The 25,283-nt window shown below is 29.7% G+C and carries 20 protein-coding genes; 14 read left to right on the forward strand and 6 right to left on the reverse strand.

Annotation, left to right across the window (positions count from 1 at the left end; genetic code table 11):
• Positions 1-14 precede the first annotated feature (14 nt).
• The 3 genes from porX (at position 15) to VP395_RS10220 (ending at position 2,889) form a co-directional block, all read left to right on the forward strand.
• Positions 15-1,568 carry a T9SS response regulator signal transducer PorX gene (porX, locus tag VP395_RS10210; RefSeq protein WP_346241908.1) on the forward strand — a complete coding sequence of 518 codons (1,554 nt, stop codon included), beginning with the start codon at positions 15-17 and terminating at the stop codon, positions 1,566-1,568.
• Positions 1,569-1,652: 84 nt separating this feature from the next.
• Positions 1,653-2,066, forward strand: a complete 414-nt coding sequence (gene tsaE, locus VP395_RS10215) for a tRNA (adenosine(37)-N6)-threonylcarbamoyltransferase complex ATPase subunit type 1 TsaE (RefSeq protein ID WP_346241909.1) — start codon at positions 1,653-1,655, stop codon at positions 2,064-2,066.
• Positions 2,067-2,346: 280 nt separating this feature from the next.
• Positions 2,347-2,889 carry a hypothetical protein gene (locus tag VP395_RS10220; RefSeq protein WP_346241910.1) on the forward strand — a complete coding sequence of 181 codons (543 nt, stop codon included), beginning with the start codon at positions 2,347-2,349 and terminating at the stop codon, positions 2,887-2,889.
• Here the strand turns inward: VP395_RS10220 and VP395_RS10225 are convergent.
• On the reverse strand, positions 2,886-5,318 hold the full coding sequence (locus VP395_RS10225) for an outer membrane beta-barrel protein (protein ID WP_346241911.1): 2,433 nt from the start codon (positions 5,316-5,318) through the stop codon (positions 2,886-2,888). The two genes, VP395_RS10220 and VP395_RS10225, sit on opposite strands and share 4 nt — an antisense overlap.
• A gap of 203 nt (positions 5,319-5,521) precedes the next feature.
• On the opposite strand from VP395_RS10225, the gene VP395_RS10230 reads away from it, so the two are divergent.
• The 4 genes from VP395_RS10230 to VP395_RS10245 all read left to right on the forward strand — a co-directional run bounded on the left by VP395_RS10230 (position 5,522) and on the right by VP395_RS10245 (position 8,979).
• Positions 5,522-6,721 carry an alanine dehydrogenase gene (locus tag VP395_RS10230; RefSeq protein WP_346241912.1) on the forward strand — a complete coding sequence of 400 codons (1,200 nt, stop codon included), beginning with the start codon at positions 5,522-5,524 and terminating at the stop codon, positions 6,719-6,721.
• A 125-nt stretch (positions 6,722-6,846) separates the two neighbouring features.
• Positions 6,847-7,221, forward strand: a complete 375-nt coding sequence (locus VP395_RS10235; protein WP_346241913.1) for a hypothetical protein — start codon at positions 6,847-6,849, stop codon at positions 7,219-7,221.
• The gene (locus VP395_RS10240; protein ID WP_346241914.1) at positions 7,221-7,817 is read left to right on the forward strand and encodes a sugar transferase; all 597 of its coding nucleotides are present in this window, start codon (positions 7,221-7,223) and stop codon (positions 7,815-7,817) included. The genes VP395_RS10235 and VP395_RS10240 overlap by 1 nt, the downstream gene beginning before the upstream one ends.
• Before the next feature lie 94 nt (positions 7,818-7,911).
• Positions 7,912-8,979, forward strand: a complete 1,068-nt coding sequence (locus VP395_RS10245) for an SDR family NAD(P)-dependent oxidoreductase (protein WP_346241915.1) — start codon at positions 7,912-7,914, stop codon at positions 8,977-8,979.
• A gap of 171 nt (positions 8,980-9,150) precedes the next feature.
• Here VP395_RS10245 and VP395_RS10250 read toward each other — a convergent pair whose 3' ends face one another.
• Positions 9,151-10,329, reverse strand: a complete 1,179-nt coding sequence (locus tag VP395_RS10250; protein WP_346241916.1) for a proline dehydrogenase family protein — start codon at positions 10,327-10,329, stop codon at positions 9,151-9,153.
• Between the two features lie 95 nt (positions 10,330-10,424).
• Here VP395_RS10250 and aroB point away from each other — a divergent pair, with 95 nt between their 5' ends.
• Both aroB and VP395_RS10260 read left to right on the forward strand, forming a co-directional pair.
• Positions 10,425-11,492, forward strand: a complete 1,068-nt coding sequence (gene aroB / locus VP395_RS10255) for a 3-dehydroquinate synthase (RefSeq protein WP_346241917.1) — start codon at positions 10,425-10,427, stop codon at positions 11,490-11,492.
• A gap of 48 nt (positions 11,493-11,540) precedes the next feature.
• Positions 11,541-12,287, forward strand: coding sequence for a tyrosine-protein phosphatase (locus VP395_RS10260; RefSeq protein WP_346241918.1), 747 nt, complete (start codon positions 11,541-11,543; stop codon positions 12,285-12,287).
• Here VP395_RS10260 and VP395_RS10265 read toward each other — a convergent pair.
• Genes VP395_RS10265 through VP395_RS10280 form a run of 4 tightly spaced genes read right to left on the reverse strand, consistent with a single transcriptional unit; the run spans position 12,280 to position 18,561 of the window.
• Positions 12,280-14,673, reverse strand: coding sequence for a GumC family protein (locus tag VP395_RS10265; protein WP_346241919.1), 2,394 nt, complete (start codon positions 14,671-14,673; stop codon positions 12,280-12,282). The two genes, VP395_RS10260 and VP395_RS10265, sit on opposite strands and share 8 nt — an antisense overlap.
• A 6-nt stretch (positions 14,674-14,679) precedes the next feature.
• Positions 14,680-15,453: a polysaccharide biosynthesis/export family protein gene (locus VP395_RS10270; protein ID WP_346241920.1), complete on the reverse strand. Its 774-nt coding sequence runs from the start codon at positions 15,451-15,453 to the stop codon at positions 14,680-14,682.
• Between the two features lie 40 nt (positions 15,454-15,493).
• Complete coding sequence (locus VP395_RS10275; RefSeq protein ID WP_379884333.1) at positions 15,494-17,434, reverse strand: polysaccharide biosynthesis protein; 1,941 nt, start codon at positions 17,432-17,434, stop codon at positions 15,494-15,496.
• Positions 17,431-18,561 carry an aminotransferase class I/II-fold pyridoxal phosphate-dependent enzyme gene (locus VP395_RS10280; RefSeq protein ID WP_346241922.1) on the reverse strand — a complete coding sequence of 377 codons (1,131 nt, stop codon included), beginning with the start codon at positions 18,559-18,561 and terminating at the stop codon, positions 17,431-17,433. Before VP395_RS10280 ends, VP395_RS10275 begins: the two co-directional genes overlap by 4 nt.
• A 632-nt stretch (positions 18,562-19,193) precedes the next feature.
• On the opposite strand from VP395_RS10280, the gene VP395_RS10285 reads away from it, so the two are divergent.
• From VP395_RS10285 to VP395_RS10305, 5 genes are read left to right on the forward strand one after another with little or no spacing between them, the layout of a single operon-like run.
• The gene (locus VP395_RS10285) at positions 19,194-20,195 is read left to right on the forward strand and encodes an SDR family oxidoreductase (RefSeq protein WP_346241923.1); all 1,002 of its coding nucleotides are present in this window, start codon (positions 19,194-19,196) and stop codon (positions 20,193-20,195) included.
• A gap of 7 nt (positions 20,196-20,202) precedes the next feature.
• Positions 20,203-21,483 (forward strand): nucleotide sugar dehydrogenase, encoded by a 1,281-nt coding sequence (locus tag VP395_RS10290; protein ID WP_346241924.1) that lies wholly within the window; start codon positions 20,203-20,205, stop codon positions 21,481-21,483.
• Positions 21,484-21,500: 17 nt separating this feature from the next.
• On the forward strand, positions 21,501-23,015 hold the full coding sequence (locus VP395_RS10295) for a lipopolysaccharide biosynthesis protein (RefSeq protein WP_346241925.1): 1,515 nt from the start codon (positions 21,501-21,503) through the stop codon (positions 23,013-23,015).
• Positions 23,016-23,022: 7 nt separating this feature from the next.
• Positions 23,023-24,297 (forward strand): hypothetical protein, encoded by a 1,275-nt coding sequence (locus VP395_RS10300; RefSeq protein WP_346241926.1) that lies wholly within the window; start codon positions 23,023-23,025, stop codon positions 24,295-24,297.
• Between the two features lie 15 nt (positions 24,298-24,312).
• A complete protein-coding gene (locus tag VP395_RS10305) occupies positions 24,313-25,275 on the forward strand; it encodes a polysaccharide pyruvyl transferase family protein (protein ID WP_346241927.1) in 963 nt (320 codons plus the stop codon).
• Positions 25,276-25,283 lie beyond the last annotated feature (8 nt).

A 25,283-nucleotide genomic window follows, 5' to 3' on the forward strand; every position in this document is an offset into this window, starting at 1 on the left:
TTAAAAACATATAAATGAATACTATAAAAATACTTTGGGTAGATGATGAAATCGATTTATTAAAACCACACATATTATTCTTACAGCAACGTAACTATACTGTAACTACATGCAAAAGTGGAACTGAAGCTATAGAAACTCTTGAAAGTGAAAATTTCGACATTGTTTTTTTAGATGAAAATATGCCAGGACTTACCGGTCTTGAAACATTAAATGAAATAAAAGAAAAACAAGATAGTTTGCCTGTTGTAATGATTACAAAAAGTGAGGAAGAATATATTATGGAAGAAGCTATAGGAAATAAAATAGCCGATTACCTAATAAAACCTGTAAACCCAAACCAAATTCTTTTAAGTTTAAAGAAGAACTTAGACCATTCCCGATTGGTTTCAGAAAAAACGACTTCAAATTATCAGCAAGAATTTAGAAAAATAGCTATGGATTTAGCCATGGTTAATTCTTTCGAAGAATGGGTAAGCTTATATCAAAAATTAATTTATTGGGAAATTAATCTTGAGAATATTGAAGATGCAGGTATGTTTGAAATTCTGGAGTCTCAAAAAACAGAAGCTAATACACAGTTTGGAAAGTTTATTGAAAAAAACTACGCTAAATGGTTTCAGCCAAATACCGATGCCCCTATCATGTCGCACACGCTTTTTAAAGAAAAAGTGGTGCCCGAATTAAGCAAAGACCAACCCATCCTATTGGTTGTGGTTGATAATTTGCGTTATGATCAATGGAAAGTTTTCGAACCCATCATCAATAACCATTATAAAAAAGACAAAGAAGAAGCCTTTTTTAGCATTTTGCCCACTGCAACACAATACGCAAGAAATGCTATTTTTTCAGGTTTAATGCCTAGTGACATGGAAAAACTTTTTCCTCAATTTTGGAAAAATGATACCGATGAAGGCGGTAAGAATTTACATGAAGAAGATTTTTTAAAAACCCAAATGAAACGATTGGGTTTAAATCAATATACCAGCGAGTTTCATAAAATAACCAATTTAAAAGCAGGAAAAAAATTAGTTGAGAATTTCAAGACACTAAAAAACAATGATTTAACAGTTATTGTCTATAATTTTGTGGATATGCTTTCGCATTCAAAAACCGAAATGGAAGTTGTTAAAGAATTAGCGTCTAATGATAAAGCGTACCGCTCATTAACTCTAAGTTGGTTTAAAAACTCTCCACTTTTAGAAATGATACAAATGGCACAGCAGTTAGGTTTTAAGCTTATTTTAACTACCGATCATGGTACCATAAACGTAAAAAACCCTTCAAAAGTTATAGGAGATAGAGATACCAGTTTAAACTTGCGTTACAAAACCGGTAGAAGTTTAACCTATGAAGGCAAAGAAGTTTTAGTTTTTAAAGACCCGAAAGAAGTTCACTTACCTTCCATAAACATGAGCAGTTCTTATATTTTTGCCAAAAACGATTTGTTCTTTGCTTACCCTAATAACTATAATCACTATGTAAGCTATTTTAGGAATACCTATCAACATGGTGGTGTTTCATTAGAAGAAATGATTATTCCTTTTGTAGTGTTCAATCCTAAATAATCCATGTAATACCAAAAACACCGATAAAGTACACTTTTTATTAGTTTTTTTTAGTTTTAATTTGTAATATTGCTAACAAAATAGGTGAAGTTGGAAATAAATTATCAACTAATTGATTTAGAATCTGTTGCGAAACAGGTGTTAAAAAATTTAAAAACAAAAACCATATTGTTATATGGCAATATGGGTGTTGGTAAAACAACTTTAATTAAAACTCTAGTTCAGGAATTAGGCAGTCATGATGAAGTTAGCAGTCCAACCTTTTCTATTGTAAATGAATATGAATTAAAAAATGATAAAATATTTCATTTTGATTTGTACAGAATTAAAAATTTAGAAGAAGCATATAATTTTGGCATTGAAGATTATTTAGATTCTAATCATTGGGTTTTAATAGAATGGCCTGAGACAATAGAATCTATTTTAACCGCTAATTTTGATACAATAAGTTTAGAGTTAAAATCTGAAAATACCAGAAAGTTAACCATAAAAAATTAACCAAAATAACCAAGCAAAAAGCTATAAACAATGTAGTAAACAAATAAGAAATGTATTGAATTTTAAACTATTACGGGAAACCCACAGCAGTAAATTCAAAAAATCATGTTTTTAACATAATTTTAACATTTCGACACAACCTTCAAAATAGTCTTTAGTTAAATTTGGGTATTAATTAATTAAATCCCTTATAAAATGAAAACTAAAAAGTATTTAATCGCAATCGCGATATTCGGAGGAATGTTGTTTACAGCTTACGCAGCTAACGCATATAACGTAGATGGACAACAAACAGCAAAAGTTGACAGAAGTAAAATCAAAGTTCCATCAGAAGGATAATAAGAGCTTAATTGTTGGTAGCATAATTGCTACCATAATAGCAATTACACCTTATTTATTTTATCTTTATGAAAGTGTTCCAGATGTTAAAGTCTGGAACACTTTTTTATTTACTTATAATAGTGGATATTTTGAAAGTGCGAATGTAGCTATGTGGATTTTAACAAGCAAACTAATCCCACTGCTATTATTATTTATTTGGTTTTTTACTTGCCGCCATTGGTGGTATCATGTTCTTCTTGTACCTATTTCAATGTATTCTTACCAGATTTTCATCACTTTAAATGATGATTTAAAATATGTTGATTCAAATCAATTGATATATTTAATTCCAATAATGGCAATAATTATACCTTCAATTTACTTGATTAGAGCCCAAATTTTTAATAAAATTAATGAAGCGTCTAAATCCATGGAAGAATTAGAAGAAGAATTTAAAATATCTCCTAAAAATTATTGGCAAAAAATAAAACAATATTTTTAATTGTTTTTGGAATTTAACCTGTTGCGTTCTTCTAAATCAATTTGTTTTTGATTGTTTTTAAGACTGGAATTTCCAAATTTATAATTAAACCCTAATGTAAATAGTCTATTTTCCATTCTTGATTTTAAGAATAAATCTTGATTTAAATATTTTGTTGATGTATTAAAATTTTGATTGTTAAAAATATCGGTATAACCAATGCTTATAGAGGCTTTATCTTTCAGTAAAGTTTTTTTAAAATTTAAGTCAAGACCATGCCTACTACTAATATTTCTAGGGCCTTCTATTAAAGGTGATATAAATAAATATGCTACATCTAAGCTTAAGCTTTTGTCTTTCAAAAAAGCAAAATAATTAATCACATTGCCATATAAAGACCATTTTTGGGTTTGGGTAAGTTGATTATTGCTCTCAAGTGCAAATAAATGATTTTCATAATAAAAAACAGAAGTAAACGCATACACATTCCAACCATTAGCAAGTTTAGCATAAGTAGTAAAATCGATTCCGTATGAAATACTTTTATCAATATTGGTGTTAATGTGTTTTATGATATTCTCGTCATTATCTTGAAATGTTATTTGTAACGTTGGATCGTTTTCATAACGATAATATAATTCAAATGTAAAAGCTTTATTAAAGGTATAACCTAAAGTGAAAATGTCATCAATTTGCGGCTTCAAATTAGGGTCTCCAGTTATGTAGGTATTATCATTTAAATAGTACTTAAAAGGGTTTAATTCACTATATCTAGGGCGGTAAATGCGTTTGTTGTAATTAAAATAAATGTCGTTATTCTCATTTATTTTATTTAAAATATAGAATGAAGGAAAGAGTTTTACGTAATCTGTATTATTAATAGTGCTGGTAGACAATGAATTACCTGTAATATCTGTAAATTCATTTCTTAAACCTAGTTTTAAACTCCAAGCATCCCAATCTTTAGAATAACTTGCATACACAGCATAATTAAGTTCATCATAAATAAAAGTATCCGAATTTTGTATGTCATCTATTTTAATATTATTTTCAATAGTATATTGTTTTAGTTTACTATCCGAATTTATTTTAGAAACCTTGACGCCAGCTTCAAATTGTGACGCGTTTTTAATAGGTAATTCATAGTCTATCTGTCCTGTATATAATTGAATTATTTGATTTGAAAAGGTTTGAAAGTTATTGTTCCTAAAGGAGACACTTTCATTTGGTAAAAAATAGCCCGTTTTCACGTCCTGAAAACTCGAAAAATCAAAACTGGTATGATGTGCGCTAATGGATAGTTTTTCTCCTTCTTTCTTGAATTTATGAAGATAATCTAGCGTAAAAGCCAAATTAAAAGTTTCGTCTACTAATCTGTTTTTTGTATTAAAAGTGGAGTCTAAAACATGGTTTGAGTTATAAACTTCTGTTAAAGAATTAACAAATGTCTTCGTATTTTCTCTAGGAGACACCAATATGCTTGTTGAAAACCCTAAACTGTTGCTATCATTCAATTCATAATCAATATTGGTATTTATAGTATGATTAGAAGTCTCCCGAGTTCTTTTAAAATCGGTTTCCCAACTGGATGTATTTTGGTTGTTTTCAATAAAGTTAATAAACTCTGTATTATGTCTGTAATCTTTTCGTGGACTATTACTGTAATTTATATAAGTATTTAATTTTTCTGTTTTAAAAAAATGACTGGTACCAAAAGAATACTTAGGGTATTCACTGCCCCGTTTAAAATTACCAAAAACACTTCCATTATATCCAGACACAATATTTTTTATGGTAATGATATTAAGTACCGCACCGCCCTCAGCTTCATACCTTGCTGGAGGATTTGTAATAACTTCAATAGATTTTATATTACTTGCAGACGTACCTTCTAAAAGTTGTTGAATCTCGCTAGATGCTAAATGCACCTTCCTTTCATTTATATAAACAGTAGGGACAGATTGCTTTACGGTTATTTCACCATCATGCACCAAAACACCTGGTGTATGCTTTAAAACATCCAACACATTGTTATTGGATAGTGTTGAGTTTTCAACATTAAAAACCAAGCGATCTACCATACGCTTAACGGTTGGTCGTTTTACAACAACAGTAACACCATCTAAATTTTGGATTTTTTCTTTAAGAATAATAACTCCTAAATTCTTAGTTTCATCAAGATTAACAGTGCTTTTACCTTCTTCAAAACCCAAATAACTTATTATTATAGTGTAGTTATCTGGCTTTAAATTTTTAAACTGAAAAACACCTTCTTCATTGGTTGTTGTACCATCAATAAAAGTGAAATTATCTGTACTATACAAAACAACATTTGAAAACGCAATAGGAACATTGCTCTCATCTACAGCACTACCTGTTAAAACATAATCTTGTGCAAAACTTAATAAAGATGATAAGTATATGAAACAGGCTAATAATCTTTTAAACATAAATTTGTATCTGTTTACAAAAATATAAATTTATACTAATTTGTAATAAACCGCGTTAGTTTTTAAGCTTTTTCGTTCAAATTTAATAATTAAGATTAAATACTATAAATAATCATCTTATAAAGTCTAAAATAGTTATTTTTGAAATGTGTCGATACAATAAAAATTTTATTTGTAATTTGACTTTTGTAAACTAAATAACCATGTCTAAACAATTGTCTCCATTTACTAAACAACAACTCTTACCACAAGAAGAAACCCTTGAAATATTTAAACGCAAGGGAGAGTTATTTATTGGAATTCCAAAAGAAACGGCATTTCAAGAAAAACGTGTTTGTTTAACACCAGATGCTGTTTTTGCTATTGTTAGTAATGGGCATAGGGTATTATTGGAATCTGGTGCTGGTAATGGTGCTAATTTTAGTGATAAAGATTATAGTGAAGCTGGTGCTGAAATAACGAATGATACTTCTAAGGTTTTTTCTTGTCCTATGATTCTTAAAGTAGAACCACCAAGTTTAGAACAAATAAAACTTATTAATCCGCAAACCATTTTAATTTCTGCACTTCAGATTAAAACCCAATCGAAAAAATATTTTGAAGCCCTTGCTTCTAAGCGTATTACCGCTTTAGCGTTTGAGTTTATTAGAGATTCTGATGGTACCTATCCCGCTGTGAAATCGTTGAGTGAAATTGCAGGAACGGCTTCGGTACTTATTGCTGCCGAATTATTATCGGACACCAAAGGTGGCAATGGTTTAATGTTTGGAAACATTAGTGGTGTACCGCCATTAGAAGTTGTTATTTTAGGTGCAGGAACTGTGGGCGAATTTGCAGCAAGAAGTTCTCTTGGCTTGGGAGCTAACGTTAAAATATTTGATAATTCCATTACCAAATTAAGACTTATCCAAACCCATCTAGGAAGGCCTCTTTTCACTTCTACCATACAACCAAAAAACTTAAATAAGGCTTTAAAACGATGCGATGTGGTTATAGGGGCAGTAAGAGGTAATAATAGGTCTCCTATTGTTGTATCTGAAACTATGGTACAATCTATGAAAAAAGGTGCCATCATCATCGATGTTAGTATTGACATGGGCGGCTGTTTTGAAACTAGTGAAGTAACAACACACAAACAACCAACCTTTATTAAACATAATGTTGTTCATTATTGTGTACCTAACATTCCAGCTAGATATTCGCGTACTGCCTCAGTATCAATCAGTAATATTTTCACACCTTACTTATTGAAAATTGCTGAAGATGGCGGTTTAGAAAATTCACTTCGATTCGATAGAGGATTAAAAAATGGGTTGTATTTTTACCACGGAATTTTAACTAGTAAATCTGTTGGCGAATGGTTCGATTTAAATTATAGCGATATCAATTTAATTATTTTTTAAACAGCCTACCTCAATAAAACTTCTATTAAATTAAATGAAACATCCATGCTAAAAATCCTTTTAACACACAGGGTCATTACTATGAATGTAACATCTAACCAATAAAAAACAAGTAACATAAATAGATGAAATTAATTCAACGTATTGGTTATTATCTTGGAGGATTTTCTCTTGGACTAGTCATTTTAGCTTTCTTTTTAAACGGAAAAAAAACGTCGTGCAGTTATGGTCCCGATGCACGTGTATTAAAAAATATTCGATTAAAAAAAATTGAATATTCAAATGGTATTCAATCAAAATTACATGATAACAATTTAGATTCTGTAGCTGTAAATTATGTGCTTAAAAAGGGCAATATAAACTTTTCTGAAAGTAATGCGAGAGAGAAGCCTTGCGGTATGTATATGGTTGAAGGCGATTATAATGAAAAGGATATTATATTGACTATTCAAAACTGCGATAGCATTGCTACCATAACCAATTTTAGAATAGCCAATTAATGATTGCCAAACGTTGTTTCGATATTAGCTTTTCAATTATTGGTTTAATTCTACTTGCTCCTTTATTAATACTTATATCCATACTTATAAAAATAGATTCTAAAGGGCCTATTTTATTTATACAGGGTCGTGTTGGAAAAAACAATAAAGACTTCAATATTTATAAGTTTAGAACCATGCAAATCCAATCTGAAACCAAAGGATTGCTTACTTTAGGAAATAACGATTCTAGAATTACAAAAATAGGCTACTTTTTACGACGCTACAAAATTGATGAATTTCCGCAACTGCTAAACATTTTAAAAGGCGATATGAGTTTTGTTGGCCCTAGACCAGAACTTCGCTATTATGTAAATTTTTATAGTGAAGACGATATGAAAATTTTTGTGGTGCGTCCTGGTATTACTGGGCTTGCTTCGTTAAAATACAGAAACGAAGTAGAACTTTTAAAAGCTGCCGAAAACCCTGAAGAGTTCTTTATAAAAACCATTATTCCAGATAAATTAAAATACAATAAAGAATATATAAAAAGAAGAAGTTTCTTCTTCGATTTAAAACTCATCTTCATTACCATTGCCAAAGTTGTAGCAAAATAAGGCCACTCTACATTCTGTTTGGATTACTACTGTATTATTCCTACTTTAGAAGTGTTTTAACCCTTTTAATAACACTGAAACGAATTTGAAATAAATGACCCAAACAACCTACAACCACATAAAACAGTTAATCGAAGATTCTGGTGTCATTCATTTAAACGGAAGTCCTAAAAAAACATTTCAAAATTTTGATTTTTCAGAAGAAACTATCCTAATTACAGGAGCAGCTGGATCTATTGGTAGCGAACTTGCAAAGCATATTTTGGCTTGCGATTATAAGAAAATGATTCTTATTGATATGGCCGAATCACCACTTTATAATTTAATTAAGGAGTTTGAAAATGAAAATATAAACAAAATAGAATGCTTGCTTTTAAATATTAATGAGACTAATTCAATTGAATATCTTTTCAAAACCTATAAACCAACCCTGATTTTTCATGCAGCAGCTTATAAACATGTGCCCTTAATGGAAGCACATCCGTACGAAGCTGTTAAAACTAATATTTTGGCCACTAAATTATTGGCAGATTTAGCTATAAAACATAATGTTAAAAAGTTCATATTTATATCGACCGATAAAGCAGTAAACCCAATAAGCGTTATGGGTATTACTAAATTAATAGCTGAAAATTATATCATTCAACAAACTCAAAAAAGTACTGTACAATTTAAAATAACGCGTTTTGGAAATATTATAGGTTCTAACGGTTCAGTGCTTCCTCTTTTTAAAAACCAAATAGATTCTGGTTTGCCTTTAACAATAACCAGTAAAACCATAGCACGCTATTTTATTGATAAGCACAAAGCTTGCAATTTAATTTTAAAAATTGCAAGCTTTAATAAACCAGAAGGCCATGTGTTTACCTTTGATATGGGAATTCCAATCAGATTGATTGATTTAGCACATTGTTTTATAGATAATTATGCGAAAAATGATAAAGTAGAAATTAAAATCACGGAGTTGCGCCCCGGAGAAAAGCATGATGAAGATATTATTTCGAAAGGTGAAGTATTAGCAACAACTGCACATAAAGATATTTTATTGGTAAAACGGATGGGTGAAAAAGCACAAAAAAGCATAGACTTAACCAATCTGGAAAATATTACCCCTTATCAATCGCCCAAGGAAATAAAAAATATTCTTTTAAGCTATATTTAACCCATTAAGAATAATTAATCAAAAACCCATTGAAATTTATAATTTAATCCAAATTCAATTATAACCACAAATGTCAGTCTGAACTTGTCTAAGGCCGTATACATGTATTTCGACAAGCTTAATGTAACAATTAAGTACCAAATATTTTCAATCAAATGGTTTTATTAATATTTATAGTGTTTTACGCCTGTTTTTCTCTTTGGTTAAAAGGGCTAATTCCCTACCGGTCTGTCCAGCCACCGATGTGTTTTCTTCAGCACGGCGTATTAAATAGGGCATCACATCTTTAACAGGTCCAAACGGCACATACTTAGCCACATTATACCCTTTGCTTGCTAAATTAAAACTTATATGGTCGCTCATACCATATAATTGCCCAAACCAAACCCTAGAATCATTGTTTTTTAAACCTTTTTCCATCATTAAATCCATAAGTAAATACGAACTGGTTTCATTATGTGTTCCAGCAAAAACCGACATGCCCTCTAAATGATCTAATATATAGTTCAGCCCAGTATTAAAGTTTTCATCTGTAGCTGCTTTACTTTTGCAAATTGGAGACTCATACCCCATTTCTTCAGCTCTATCATTTTCTTTTTCCATATAGGCACCACGTACTAATTTATAACCCAAAAAGTAGCCACCTTCCTTTGCTTTTTTATGTTCATTTTTTAAAAAAGCAAGTCTATCATGTCTGTACATTTGCAGCGTATTAAAAACAATAGGTTTTTCGGTATTGTACTTTTTCATCATTTGGGTTATTAATGCATCGGCCGCATCTTGAATCCAACTCTCTTCAGCATCAATTAAAACGGCAATATTATTTTCTTTGGCTTTTTTACAAACCACATGAAATCGTTCAACAACTTTTTCCCATTCTATCTGTTCCTTCTCAGATAGAGTTTCACCTTTGCTTACTTTTTCATATAATTTAAAACGGCCAAAACCCGATGGTTTAAAAACGGCTATAGGAATGGCTTTTATTTCTTTACAGAATTCAATAATTTTAAGGGTAACATCTCGGGCATAATCAAACTCTTTTTCACTTTCTTTAGCTTCAACCGAAAAGTCCAATACAGAACTCACTCCTTTTTCATACATTTTATTAATAACTGGCAAACAATCTTCTTCATTAACACCTCCACAAAAATGGTCAAACACCGTAGAACGAATCAATCCCTCAATGGGTAAATGTGCTTTTAAAGCAAAATTTGTAGCGGCTGTACCTATTTTAACTAAAGGCTCAATTGAAATCATTTTGAATAAAAAATAAGCGCGTTCTAGCTCTGAATCACTTTTTAAAGCAAAAGCAATTTCGGTATTGTCAAAAATAGGAGTGTTTTTTTGCATTATATTCAATATTTCACACAAATATAATTAACCACAAGTTACCATTTTATATAAAATCTCCTTAATTTCGTGTTTTAAAAAAAATTAACTATTTCATGGATTCTATTACAACAAAAAATTGTACTATTCATTTTAATAACATTTGTTATTCATCTTTAAACGAACACATTAAGAAAAAAAATTTTTCTAAAATATTCATTTTAGTAGATGAAAACACACATCAATATTGTTTGCCATATTTTTTAGAAAAATTGGAAACTACTATTGCTATCGAAATTATTGAAATAGAATCTGGCGAAATAAACAAAACCATTGATACTTGCGTTGGTGTTTGGAACACACTTTCTGAATTGAATGCTGATAGAAAAAGCTTGCTTATAAATATTGGTGGTGGTGTTATTACCGATTTAGGGGGGTTTGTTGCTTGCACTTTTAAGCGTGGCATTGCATATGTTAATGTACCTACTACCCTATTGTCTATGGTTGATGCTTCGGTTGGAGGCAAAACAGGAGTTGATTTAGGGCATTTAAAAAATCAAATTGGAGTTATAAGCAACCCCGATTTAGTGCTTATAGATACCCGTTTTTTAAGCACCTTGCCTCAAAACCAAATGCGTTCTGGCTTAGCAGAAATGTTGAAGCACGGATTAATTAGTGATGAAAACTATTGGAATAAATTTCAAGATTTATCGAAGCTTTCTTTAGATGATTTGGATGAATTGATTTATGAATCTGTGATAATTAAAAAGAACGTTGTTGAAGAAGACCCTTTTGAAAACGGGTTGCGTAAAACTTTAAATTATGGTCACACACTGGGTCATGCCATAGAGTCGTATTTTTTGAGCAATCCCAACAAAACAACGTTGCTGCATGGTGAGGCTATTATTGTGGGCATGATTTTGGCTTCATATATTTCTACTGAGTTAGTAGGGTTTCCTAAGCAAATTGCACATCATATTAAAACGCTTTTTGTTGATTATTATGGTAAAGTAACCATTAATAAATCAGAATACGCACCCATTATTGAATTGCTTAAATACGACAAAAAGAACAACCACGGTAATATTAATTTTGTTTTGTTAGAGAACATTGGAAAACCCAGAATAGATTGTTTGGTTGATGATAATGTTATTATTGATGCCTTTGAATTTTATGCTTCATAAGCAAAAATTAAGTTGTATTAAATTTTTAATTAGTCCCTAATTTTTACAATGCTACAAATATTTTCTAAGAAACAATTTTTAAAAGACTTAATGGAAGATTTTGTAGACATACATAATCACATACTTCCTGGTATAGATGATGGTGCTAAAAATGTTAAGGAATCAATTGATTTAATTAACAAACTTAAAGACTTAGGTGTAAAGCAATTTATTACCACACCGCATATTATGCAGGATTTTTATCCTAATACAGATGAAACTATTGGAAACGCTTATGAATTATTGTTGGAAAACTTACCAAAAAAATTACAAAGCGGCATTACCCTAAACCCTGCGGCCGAATACATGTTGGATAGTAATTTTGAAAAATTATTGAATGAAGGAGATCTTTTTACTTTAAAAGGTAATTATGTACTTGTTGAAATGTCCTATTTTCAGCCCCCAATAAACTTAGAACTTCTTATTTTCAAAATAAAAACAAAAGGTTTCAAACCCGTTTTGGCACACCCAGAACGGTATTCATTTTATCACCAAAATCTTGATTACTACGATAAACTAAAACAATTAGGATGCTTTTTTCAACTTAATTTATTATCCCTAAGCGATCATTATGGCAAAAGTGTCGAAAAAACGGCAAATTACTTAATTGAAAAAGAGTTGATCGATTTTGTTGGAACAGATGCTCATAATACAACCCACATAGAAAAACTATCAAACTTAGTTTTCGATAAAAAAACTTCTGAAAAAATATCGTATTTGATTGAAAATACAAATACGATATTTTCAGTTATTTAAAAATTTTATTTAAAAAGCTTTTCTTTTCTGGGGTACCATAATAACCGTATTTGGCACCATAACCAAAATTTGCTTGACTAACATCATTAACAACCAACATCATGCCATTTAGTTTTTTACTTGCATACAATTCTTTTGCAAAGTTTAAAATTTGCTTCTCGGTATACCCTGCTCTTGTTAAATAAATGGTATGTCCGGCATATTCACTAATTAATAATGTATCAGTAACTAACATAGCAGGTGCCGTATCAACAATGACCATATCGTATTGGCTAGATGCATAATCAAATAACTCTTTTACCCTTCCCATCATTAATAGTTCTGCTGGGTTAGGTGGCACTTTTCCAGAAAGCAAAATATCTATTTTTATTTCATTAATAGAATAAGTATTGATAGTTTCTCCTGCTAAAATAGATTTATCAACTAAATACTCTGTTAATCCTATATCAGCAGTAGCATTAGACTTTATTTGATTCTTTAATATTGAATATATTTGTGGATTTCTAATATCTGCACCAATTAACAATATGCGTTTACCTGTATTAGCCATAGTTAATGCTGTATTTACACTGAAAAAAGATTTTCCTTCTCCATTAATGGTTGATGTAACAAACACAACATTATCATAGTTTTCTACATTTCTACCCCGTCTAACATAATCAAAATTTGTTCTTATAATTCTAAATGATTCAGATAAAATAGATCTATCATTCTTTTCTACTAATAGAATTCCATCTTTCAAAGAGTTCTTAACCTTTGGAACTTCTCCTAAAATAGTTATGCTTCTAATTTCCTTTTCTAAATCTTCTTTATTATGAATTTTAGTATCTAATAAATCAGTTACATAAATTACTAAAAAAGGAATTAAAAGCCCTAAAAACAAAGCTGCAATAAATGCTGTTTTTCTATTTGGTGATATAGGACTTCCAGAACTATATGCTTCGTCTATAACTTTAGCATTTGGAGAAGTAGCAGTTAGTGATATGGCAGCTTCTTCTCGTTTTTGCAATAAATAAAGATATAATGATTCTTTAATTCCTTGTTTACGCTCTATAGACCTTAGCTTACTTTCTTGTGCTGGTACTGAAAATATTTTTGAATTAAGTTTACTTGATTGATTTTCTAATCCACTTATTTGTATGTTTAACGATTTTTTTGAGTTCTGGATACTACTATTAAGATCATTTTTAATGTTTTTTAAAGTTTGGTCTAATGCTAAAACTATAGAGTTTTTCTCTCCTGCGCTTTTTAACAAACGTTCACGTTCAAATATCAACTCATTATACTTGGAGGAAAGTGCGCTAATTGATGGATCGCCTAAGCCTAAATTAGAAGGAATTGGACTAAAAGAGTCACTATCAACTAATGAAGAGCCCATATAGTTAAGCTGTCGCAAGTGCATTTTAGATTGCTCTAATTGCTGTTCATTTAACATGCTTGAAGATAAAAATTGGCCTGCTTCTGATGTAACGTCGGTAACTTTATTTCCTGTTTTAAAACGAACAATACTATCGTCTACATTAACTAAATCCGATGCAATTAATTCTACACGCTCATTTATAAAACTAGCAGTATTTATAGAGTTTGTGTTTTTTAACTCTTTTGCAGATTCATTATATTCTTTTATTAACTCATTTATAATGTCTTTTGCCTTTTCAACTATAGGGTCTTGTAGAGAAATATTTAAAACCTTAGAAGATTTTCCATCTTGAAAAACAAAAATTCTGTTTTTTAAATACTGTGTTACGTTACTTATTGGATTAATTACAATATAAATACTAGACCCTACAGATTTGTCAATATTTAAAGTGTTTGGTGTTATTATTAGCCCTCCAAAGTAAGTTGGTATTTTTTCTCCAAAGGATATTTTCTTAGGCTCATCATCTTCATTTACACGATATTCAAATTCTTTTTTTGAAATAATATCAATATAAAAATTAAATCTTGTTTGATTTATAATTGAATCTGTAGCAATAAAATTTATAGCTATTGGTGTGTTTTTATAAATTTCAGAATCATAAACTCTACCTTTAGCAAAAAATTGCAAGTTCAGATTTAGTTTTTTTACTATTTTTTTTAATATAGATCTTGATGTTAAAACTTGTATTTCATCATCAACTTTGGCATCTTCTTTTTCTGCAAATAAAGGCAAATCGTTAAAAGCCGATCCAGCTCCGGAAGCGTCTTTTTCATCTAAAATCATAATTTTAGCTGTGGCCAAATATTCAGGTGTTGTATAACGTAATTTAAAATATGCTATTCCTAAACAAATTATACAACTTAGAACAAACCAAAACCATTTCTTTAGGTATATCGAAATAGCCTTTTTTAAATTAAATGGACTTGAGATATTATCTGTAGGGGAAATATTATTAAGTTTTGACATAATAAACTAATTTCTGGTAACAAATATTAGAGCCGTTGTTAAAATAAAAGATGTTATACTAATAATGGTACCTATTCTAGAATCTCCAGAAGCATTACTTATTGCTGAATTATTAGGTTCAACATAAACATAATCATTTTGAGTTAAATAATAAACAGGAGAGTTAAAAACTTCTTTGTTTGTTAAATCAATACGTGTATATGTTTTTGTTCCATTAAAATCTCTGATAACTAATATATTATCTCTTCTACCTTTAATTGTTAAATCTCCAGCAATCCCTAAAGCTTCAAGTATTGAAACGCGCTCTCCTGAAACAGGAAAAACCCCGGGATTTCTAACTTCTCCAGCTACAGTAACTCTAAAGTTTTGAACTCTAATAATAATAACAGGATCTTTGAGTAATTGACCTTCATAGAATTTCTTTTTAAAAAGTTCTTTAGCTTCTTCAACCGTTAAACCAACTAACTTAACTTTTCCTAAAACAGGGTAGTCTATGTTTCCTTCTACGTCTATTAAATAATCAATCAATTGGGCACTGCTCCCTGCTTCTATCATTAAATTGTAGGGCTTGGTTACTTCTAGATCTAAGGTTGACACATAAATACTTACAATATCTCCTACTTTTAATTTTGCTTTGAAGGTGTCTGTGTCTACTATGGTTTCAAAATTCTTTGCATTTTGAAAATAAACAATATCATGTTTAGTTGTACATGATATAAAAACTAAACTAACAAAAAACAAGAAAAGAAATAGTTTTTTTCTTAAAACGAATATTATCATTTGTAAAATTATTTGGGGAAAATAGTAAAAAAGTTCTAACTTATATGTTACTTAGAGATTTATCCGTTTTATCATGCAAAATCTCTTTTACCTTTTTGTAAATCTGAACCTTTTTATCAAAGCGTTCGTAATCGGAATTATTGGATTTGTATTCAGGTATTAATCGTTTCATTTTCATAACAATATTATTGTTTTGGAAACGATTTGTCATGCATAATTCCTCAATATCAGATTTAACAGATGAATAATCAAGTTCTCTTGTTTTGCTTATCATTATTTTCTTATGGTAAGTGGATAAGGTGTTTTCTCCATTTGCTAATAATTCTTCATAAAGTTTTTCGCCTGGACGTAAACCAGTAATTTTAATATCAATATCTTCAGGGAAACGAAGACCGGAAAGTTTAATCATGTTTTTGGCTAAATCATATATTTTCACTGATTCACCCATATCAAAAATAAATATTTCACCTCCTCTCCCCATGGTACCTGCTTCCAAAACTAACTGTGCAGCTTCTGGAATGGTCATGAAAAATCTTGTAATGTCTTTATGTGTTAAAGTTAAAGGACCTCCATCCTCAATTTGCTTTTTGAATAAAGGAATTACAGAGCCATTAGAACCTAATACATTCCCAAAACGGGTTGTTATAAATTTAGTCTTGCTTTCTTTTTGTAAGCAGCTAATATACATTTCTGCCATACGCTTAGTGGCACCCATAACACTAGTTGGATTTACAGCTTTATCTGTAGATATAAAAACAAATTTTTTGACATTATATCGTGATGAAGTGTCTGCTAAAAGTTTTGTGCCACTAACATTAATTTTTATCGCTTCATACGGTGATTTCTCCATTAAAGGAACATGCTTGTATGCAGCGGCATGAAAAACCATAGTAGGTTTGTACTCTTGAAAAATACTATCAATTCTTAAACCATCTCTTATATCAGCTACTATAGCCGTAAAATTATGCTTTTCATCTCGTATTAAATCTTGTTGCACATCATAAAGACCAGACTCCGCTTGATCAACTAATATTAATTTTTTAATATCAAAATTAGATAATTGCTTAACCAATTCACTACCTATAGAACCAGCTGCACCTGTAACTAATACGGTTTCATCTTTAAATTCATTTGTAAGGTTTGGATTATCTATTTGTATAGGTGCACGACCTAAAAGATCCTCTATTTGCACCTGTTTGATTTGACGAATATTCAGTTCACCATTAATCCAATCTTCAATAGGTGGTATTTTTGTGATTTTAACATTCAAGCTAACTAGATCTATTAAGCTCTCTTTATTAATATTTTCTGAGGTTATAATAATTTCGTTAACTCTATTTACTGCAATATAATCTTGATTTATTATGGTTTTATTCAGAATAGAAATACCATTAATTGATTTTCCGTTTTTACTAGAATTATCATCAATAAACCCTACAACATCAAACTTTTCTCTAACGTTACTTATTAAGGCATTGTAAGTAACAATACCAGAATCTCCAGCACCATAAATAAGAACACGTTTAGATGCTACATACTTGCATTTTAAATAATTATATCCCATTTTAAAAACTAACCTGCTTGAACTTAATAATACAAAACTTAGCAACGCATGCATTATTAATATTGATAGTGGTATTGTAAAATCTTTAATTAAACCAACCTCTCTATTTATTAGTATAAACAAAACAGTTAGCATGGTCGTAAAAGATACTGTTTTAAATAAGTTAACCACATCGGTAAACCCAGTATGTCTTATAACACTTTTAAAAGATCTAAATACTAAAAAACTCATAGAAGCAACAATTAGTATAAAAGGCAATTGAAATAAAAATTGTTCTAAATCAAAATTTAAAGTAAAATTAAATCTTATAAAATAGGATAAGCAAAAAGTAGCCAAAACAATTATTAAATCAATACAAAAAACTAACCATTTCGAAGCGTATTTTTGTGAAAAATATGTGAAGTAATTGTTTATCATAAGTTTGGGGTTTTTGAAATTATATTAAGAATCCTATCTAAATCTTCTTGATTTAAATTAGATCCACTTGGTAATGAAAGTCCTCTCTCAAAAAGTTCTTCTGATGTACCATCCGCAAAGTGCAAACAATCTTTAAAAACAGGTTGCATATGCATTGGTTTCCATAAAGGTCTTGATTCAATATCTTCTTCTAAAAGAGCAAGTCTTAATTGTTCTCTTAATTCAAACGAACTTGTCTTAATACATGTAAGCCATCTATTAGAAAAGAAGCCATCTGGTTCTTCTAAAAAAGAAATAGATTTGTATTTTGATAAATTCTTCTTGTAAAAATTAAAGTTGTTTCTTCTTGCAGCCACACGTTCATCAAGAACCTCCATTTGTCCTCTACCTATACCAGCCAATACATTACTCATCCTGTAGTTAAAACCAATTGAAGAATGTTCGTAATGAGGTTTGTTATCTCTAGCTTGAGTAGACAAAAAGACTGCTTTGGTTTTTAAATCTAAATTACTTGTAATGAGAGCACCTCCACCTGAAGTAGTGATTATTTTATTTCCGTTAAATGATAATACACCAATATCAGAAAGTGTTCCGCAAGCAGTATTGTAATAATTACTACCAAAAGCTTCAGCACTATCTTCTATTACCGGAATCTCATATTTTCTTGATATAGCATTTATTTCATTAGCTTTATAGGGCATTCCATATAAATGAACCGCTATAATAGCTTTTGGTTTTTTATATTTTTCAATACGGTCTTTAATAGCTATTTCAAGCAATTCTGGAGAGATATTCCATGTATCAGATTCACTATCAATAAAAACAGGAGCTGCGCCTTGGTAAATAATAGGATTTGCTGAAGCTGAAAAAGTAAAACTTTGGCACAATACTTCGTCTCCTTTTGAAACACCTAATAACTGAAGTGCTATATGTATTGCAGCTGTTCCTGAACTAAGTACAGCAACTTGAGAATTGTTTCCTAAATAATGTTGTATTTCCTTTTCAAAACCATCTACATTAGGTCCTAATGGAGCAACCCAATTAGTATCAAATGCTTCTTTAACAAATTTTTGTTCCGAACCGCCCATATGAGGTGATGATAAGTATATTTTAGTTTTGGTCAACATTTTAATTTAATTCTGTTGAATATTAAAGTCTAATTAAATAATTTATAAAAAGGCCAAAAATTAGTGCATTAATTTCTACCCCAGTTCAAACTATGGTAGTTATAAATCTATCGTGTCTTTTTTGATTACTCCCCTTTTGTACATAAAACAAAATTTTTTAAATTATTAGCTTAATTATAACTGATACTAAATGTTTTTAATACTCTATATAATAAATAGATTAAAAATGAGAGTCAAATAAATATATTATTAACATTTATACAATTAAATCAATGATGCTATTAATCAATTCAATTTTGTATTTAATGATGTAAATTTAGTGATTGTTTTTAATCAAAAAACCAAGAATTAAGTTAATTCGCCAAAACAGTAATTAAAATCGGTTAACTACATTTTAATGTTTAGTTCATAGCAAAACTTTGTACATTATCGATTTACATATCTTTTATATATGAAAAATTACATTTTCACACTAAATTTATTTACGGTTTAAATCTATTATACTTAGTTCATCGGATAATTTAACACAAACTTGTTTTACATCGGAAAAAACAAAACCTTAATATATTTAGTTACCCTTTTACATTTATTTTTATAATATTTGCTTACAGTTAATAGAACTCAGAATTTAAATGACCTATCAGCAATTAAATTTATTAAAAAACAAACAAATCCTTGTGACCGGAGGTGCTGGTTTTATTGGTTCTAATTTATGTGAAATACTATTGGATAACAATATAAATATAGTTTGTTTAGATAATTTTTCTACTGGAAAAATGGAAAACATCAAACCTTTTCTTAACAAAAGTCATTTCAAATTAATTGAAGGAGACATTAGAAATCTTGATGACTGCAAACTAGCATGTAACAATATAGACTATGTTTTACATCAGGCAGCATTAGGTTCGGTACCTCGTTCAATTAAAGACCCCATCACAACAAACGATGTAAATGTTTCTGGGTTCTTAAATATGTTAGTTGCTGCTAGAGATGCTAATATTAAACGCTTCATATATGCTGCAAGTTCATCTACGTATGGAAATCATGAAGCTTTACCGAAAATTGAGGATACTATAGGTAAACCATTATCGCCATACGCTATAACAAAATATGTTAATGAATTATATGCCGATATTTTTAATAGTACCTATAATTTAGATACTATTGGTTTAAGATACTTTAATGTTTTTGGAAAACGCCAAGATCCAAATGGTGCTTACGCAGCAGTAATTCCAAAATTCATTCAGCAATTTATAAATCATGAGCCTCCTATTATTAATGGGAACGGAAGCTATTCAAGAGACTTTACGTACATTGATAATGTAGTGCAAATGAATATTAATGCATTAACTACTACAAATAAAAACGCTTTGAATACTGTTTATAATGTAGCATATGGAGAAGAAACCACACTTTTAGAATTAGCAACTTTACTAAAAACATATTTGTCCGAATTTGATGATAGCATAAATAATATTGAAATAAAACATACAAATAACAGAGCTGGAGACATCCCCCACTCTTTAGCCTCAATAACTAAAGCAAAAGAATTATTAAATTACCATCCAAAGTTTGACATTAAAAGTGGCTTAAAAATAGCCATAAGCTGGTATTGGGAAAGTTTAAAAAAATAACCAAATAATGAAAAGTATTAAAATTGCAGTAATAGGTCTTGGTTACGTAGGTTTACCCTTAGCAAGACTTTTCGCTTCAAAATATAGTGTAGTGGGCTTTGACATTAATCAAAAACGAATTAGTGAATTACAGCATGGAAGAGATACAACTTTTGAGGTTGAAGAAACGCTTCTTTTATCAGTTTTAAAAAGAAATTTAAATGATGAAAATGGCTTATATTGCTCTTCAATTATAAACGACATTAAAAAATGTAATCATTATATTGTCACTGTCCCTACCCCAATTGATAAAAATAACAGACCCAATTTAATACCATTGTATAGTTCGAGTGAAACTGTTGGAAAAGTTTTAATGAAAGGTGACATTGTAATATATGAATCAACAGTATACCCGGGTGTTACTGAAGATGAATGCGTACCTATTTTAGAAAATATAAGTGGTTTAAAATATAATCAGGATTTCTTCGTTGGCTATTCTCCAGAACGTATTAACCCTGGTGACAAATTATATACTATCGATAAAATATTGAAAGTAACCTCAGGTTCTACTCCTAAAATTGCAAAAAAAATTGACAACCTATACAGAAGCGTAATTAGTGCGGGGACTTACCTCGCTCCTAGTATTAAAGTAGCTGAAGCTGCTAAAGCGATTGAAAATACCCAACGTGATATAAATATAGCATTTGTAAATGAATTGGCGAAAATTTTCAATTTGATTAATATTGACACCTATGCTGTACTAGAAGCTGCGGCCACCAAATGGAATTTTATACCATTCAAACCAGGCCTAGTTGGAGGGCATTGTATTGGGGTTGACCCCTATTATTTAGCTCAAAAAGCTCAAGAAGTAGGTTATCATCCTGAAATTATTTTGGCAGGTCGGCGTGTGAATGATAGCATGGGAAAATATATAACTTCTGAAGTTATAAAACTAATGCTTCTAAAAGACATAAAAATTAAAGAATCTAAAATATTAATACTTGGTATAACATTTAAAGAAAACTGTCCAGATGTTCGTAATACGAAAGTTGTGGATGTGATTAATGAATTTAAAAGCTACGGCACACAAATAACTATTTATGACCCTTGGGCTAATCCTCAGGATGTTAAGCATGAATACAATTTAATTACCTCAAAAGTATTCCCGAAAGATGTTTTTGATGCTATAGTATTGGCTGTAGCACATAAAGAATTTTTAAACAAAAAATTAAGTACCTTATTAAAACCAAATAGTGTTTTATATGACGTAAAAGGGGTTTTAAAAGAAAATGTTGATGGAAGATTATAACAATAAAAACATGAATTTTGAGTCAGCTTAAAAAAGGAGCCATATTAAATTATATTACCATTTTAATAACTAATGTTGTTGGTCTTTTGCTAACACCGTTTATAATAAGACATTTGGGAGAATCGGAATTTGGGCTTTATACTCTTATTGGAGCTTTTGTAGGTTATATTTCAGTGCTTGATTTTGGACTAACAAATACCATTGTTCGATTTGTAGCAAAATATAGAGCTGAAAAAAACAGAGTTGGTGAAGAAAATTTTTTAGCAACCACAATGCTTATCTACTTTGTAATTTCTGTTTTAGTTATCATTATTGGTGCAATATGTTACTTTAATTTAGAAAATATTTTCAATAGATCCTTAACTTTAGAGGAGCTAAGAAAAGCTAAAATAATGTTCATAATAGCAATTTTTAATTTAGCTATTCAACTTCCAGGTGGTGTTTTTATGGGAATATGTTCTGGATATGAACAATTTGTGTTTCCTAAATCTGTAAATATTGTAAGATATGTAATGAGATCTTTTACGGTTGTAGCAGTTTTACTTTTAGGAGGTAAAGCAATCTCTATCGTTATTTTAGACACGGTAATGAATATTTTAGTTATTACTGCAAATGCATATTTTTCATTTAAAAATTTAAAAGTCAAATTTAAATTACACAAATTCAAAAAAGGATTAGTTACGGAAATATTCTCTTACTCAATATGGATTTTTGTATTTGTACTTGTTGGACAATTTCAGTGGCAAGCAGGACAAATGGTATTAGGAATTGTTACAAATACGACAGTTGTGGCAATATTTGGAGTAGGGATTATGCTTGGAACTTATTATGGTGCATTTTCAACTGCAATTTCTAGTGTTTTTTTACCTAAAGCCACCCAAATGGCTGTTGGAAATGCAAGTGGCGAAGAGCTTACTAATATGATGATAAAAATTGGAAGGTTATCACTTATAGTATTATTATATATATTAATTGCTTTTGCTTTATATGGTAAACAATTTGTGTTTTTATGGGTAGGAGAATCTTTCTATGAATCATGGATTATTGCACTTATAATAATGGTGGCATACACCCTTCCTTTAGTTCAAGGTTTTGGTAATTCAATTTTAGAAGCAAAAAGTAAATTATCATTTAAAGCTATTATATATTTGGTATTTATGATAATCGGAACATTTATAGGCGCTACATATGCAAATAAATATGGGGCTATTGGAATGATATCAGGATCTGTTTTGGGCTGGTTAATTGTTCAAAACATAATGAATATTTACTACCACAAAGTTATAAAAATAAATATCCCTCGTTTTTTTAAAGAACTACTCAATAAAACTTTTTTTACTGTAATTATAATATTTATTTTGGGATATTTAGTTAATTATATTCCGGGATATGGATGGATTAATTTTATAGTTAAAGCAATCATATACAGTACTGTTTATGCTATATTAATGTATTTGTTTGGTATTTTAGATTATGAAAAGGATCTATTCAAAAACACCACTCTATCGCTATTAAATAAAATAAAAAAATAATGTGTTTATGTTTAAGTTAGATACAATTATATTTGAAGATGAAGGTCATAAAATTGCATACAATTATACCGTAAATCAATCTATCAAAAAATATTTTAATATTAATAATAAGTTATATGTTATTTACGACAAAGATGTAAGCAATATTCCTATGAGTATTACTGTAATACCATTATTAGCTAATATTATGCCTATTTCTTGGTTTGCAGGTTTTGATGTTTTTGTTGAAGAAATTGATGAAACCTTTTACAATTCTTTAAAAGAATTAAAAATTCAATTTGAAAAGCACCATCCAAAAATTAAAAGCAAAGGAAAATTAAGGTTTAAAAAATTAGTTAATAACACATTTGGATCTAATAATTCTATGCTACTATTCAGTGGTGGATTAGACTCATTTGAATCTTTAACCAGAAATTACGACAAGCACCCTTACCTTGTATCAATTCATGGAGCAGATGTCAAAATAAATGATAACACCAGATGGAATCAATTCAAAAAATTTAATGAGGTCGAAAATATTATTGATAACAAAAAACTTAAATACTTAGAATCAAATCTAAGAGACTTCTACACATATAAAGTAGATTTGCTAATTAATAGTTTAGGTTGGTGGGGAGAAATACAACATGGCATGGCACTTTTAGGAGTCCTTGCTCCCTTAACAAATGTATTGGGTGTAAAACAGGTTTTTATAGCTTCTTCTAACACTAAAGAAGTCGATTTTAGTTGGGGTTCTAGACCCGAAATAGATGAGAACATGAAATGGGCAAATGTAAAGATAATTCATGATGGTTATCACTTACGTAGACCTGAAAAAATAGTTAATGTAGTAGGTTTTGTTAAAAAACATAATGAAAAAATAAATCTAAGAGTATGCTATTCAGATTTGAGAAATGGCGCAAACTGTAACATTTGCCCAAAATGCCAACGCACCATGCTTGGGCTTATTTTAGCAAATGAAAATCCCGCTAATTACGGGCTTCAAATTCCAGATAATTTTTATCAACTATTATTATCCAATTTTGAAAACAATACCGTTATGAGCAAAGGTTTAGAGTATGAATGGTGGTGTTTACAAGAAAAAGTGAAAGAAAATAAACCATTTTTTGTAATTAATAATGAAGAACAAGAAACTTTTTATTTAAAGGAATTTAAAGAATTAAATTTAAAAGAAATAATAAACAAAAATTCAGATAAAATTTCAAATACCGATCGAATTAAATTTGTTTTAAGAAATAAATTTTCAAAATTATACAATAGTTATTTAAAAACAAGATATTAATTAAATATAAATAGAATGAAATACGGAGTATTAACTTATCCTGGGTTTAAAACAAATTTTGTTGGAGACTATGTACAAAGTTTAGCTGCTAGACAATATTTGCCTAGTGCAGATGTTTTGATAGATAGAGAACAACTTGAAAGTTATCAAGGAGACGAAATTAAGCTAATTATGAATGGTTGGTTTACCCACAACTATCATCATTGGGTGCCAAGTGATAAAATTACACCATTTTATGTAGCTTTTCATATGAATTCATCGGCTGCTCCATACATGTTTACTGAAAAAGGAATAGCTCACCTTAAAAAGCATGAGCCAATTGGATGTAGAGATAAATACACCGTTCAAATCTTGAAAAAGAAGGGTATTGATGCTTATTTTACTGGATGTTTAACTCTAACACTAGATAATTATAAAGTTGATGATACTGAAAGAGGTGATGATATCTATATTGTAGATCCTTTTTTCAATTACCCTACCCTAGCAAAAGCCCGTACTTTAAGAAGTTTTGTAAAGGCTATTTTAACTGGTGAAATTTTTAAACTTGGAAAAGTAAAAAAACAATTAGAAAAAATTGTAGATGAAGATGTATTAAAAACTGCTAAATATATAAGTCAAGTACCTAGAGAAATAGGATTGTCGGAGCAAGAAAAGTTAGATTATGCTGAAAATTGTTTAAAAAAATATGCAAAAGCTAAATTAGTTATTACCTCTCGCATTCATTGTGCATTACCTTGTTTGGCTATGGGAACTCCTGTTATTTTTCTTAATTCATTTAATGATTTTGTAGACACATGTCGATTTGATGGAATATTAGAACTTTTTAACAGAATTGATGTAGCAGATGATGGTAGTTTCAAAGCAAATTTTAATCTCTCTGGAAAAATCAACAAAAACACTATGGTTACCAATTTAGGATTACATCATAAATTAGCTGAACCATTAAAAGTAAAGGTTAAAAACTTTATAAAAAACTAAAATCTATC

The organism is Mariniflexile soesokkakense (genome assembly GCF_039650365.1).
Taxonomy (GTDB): Bacteria; Bacteroidota; Bacteroidia; order Flavobacteriales; family Flavobacteriaceae; genus Mariniflexile; species Mariniflexile soesokkakense.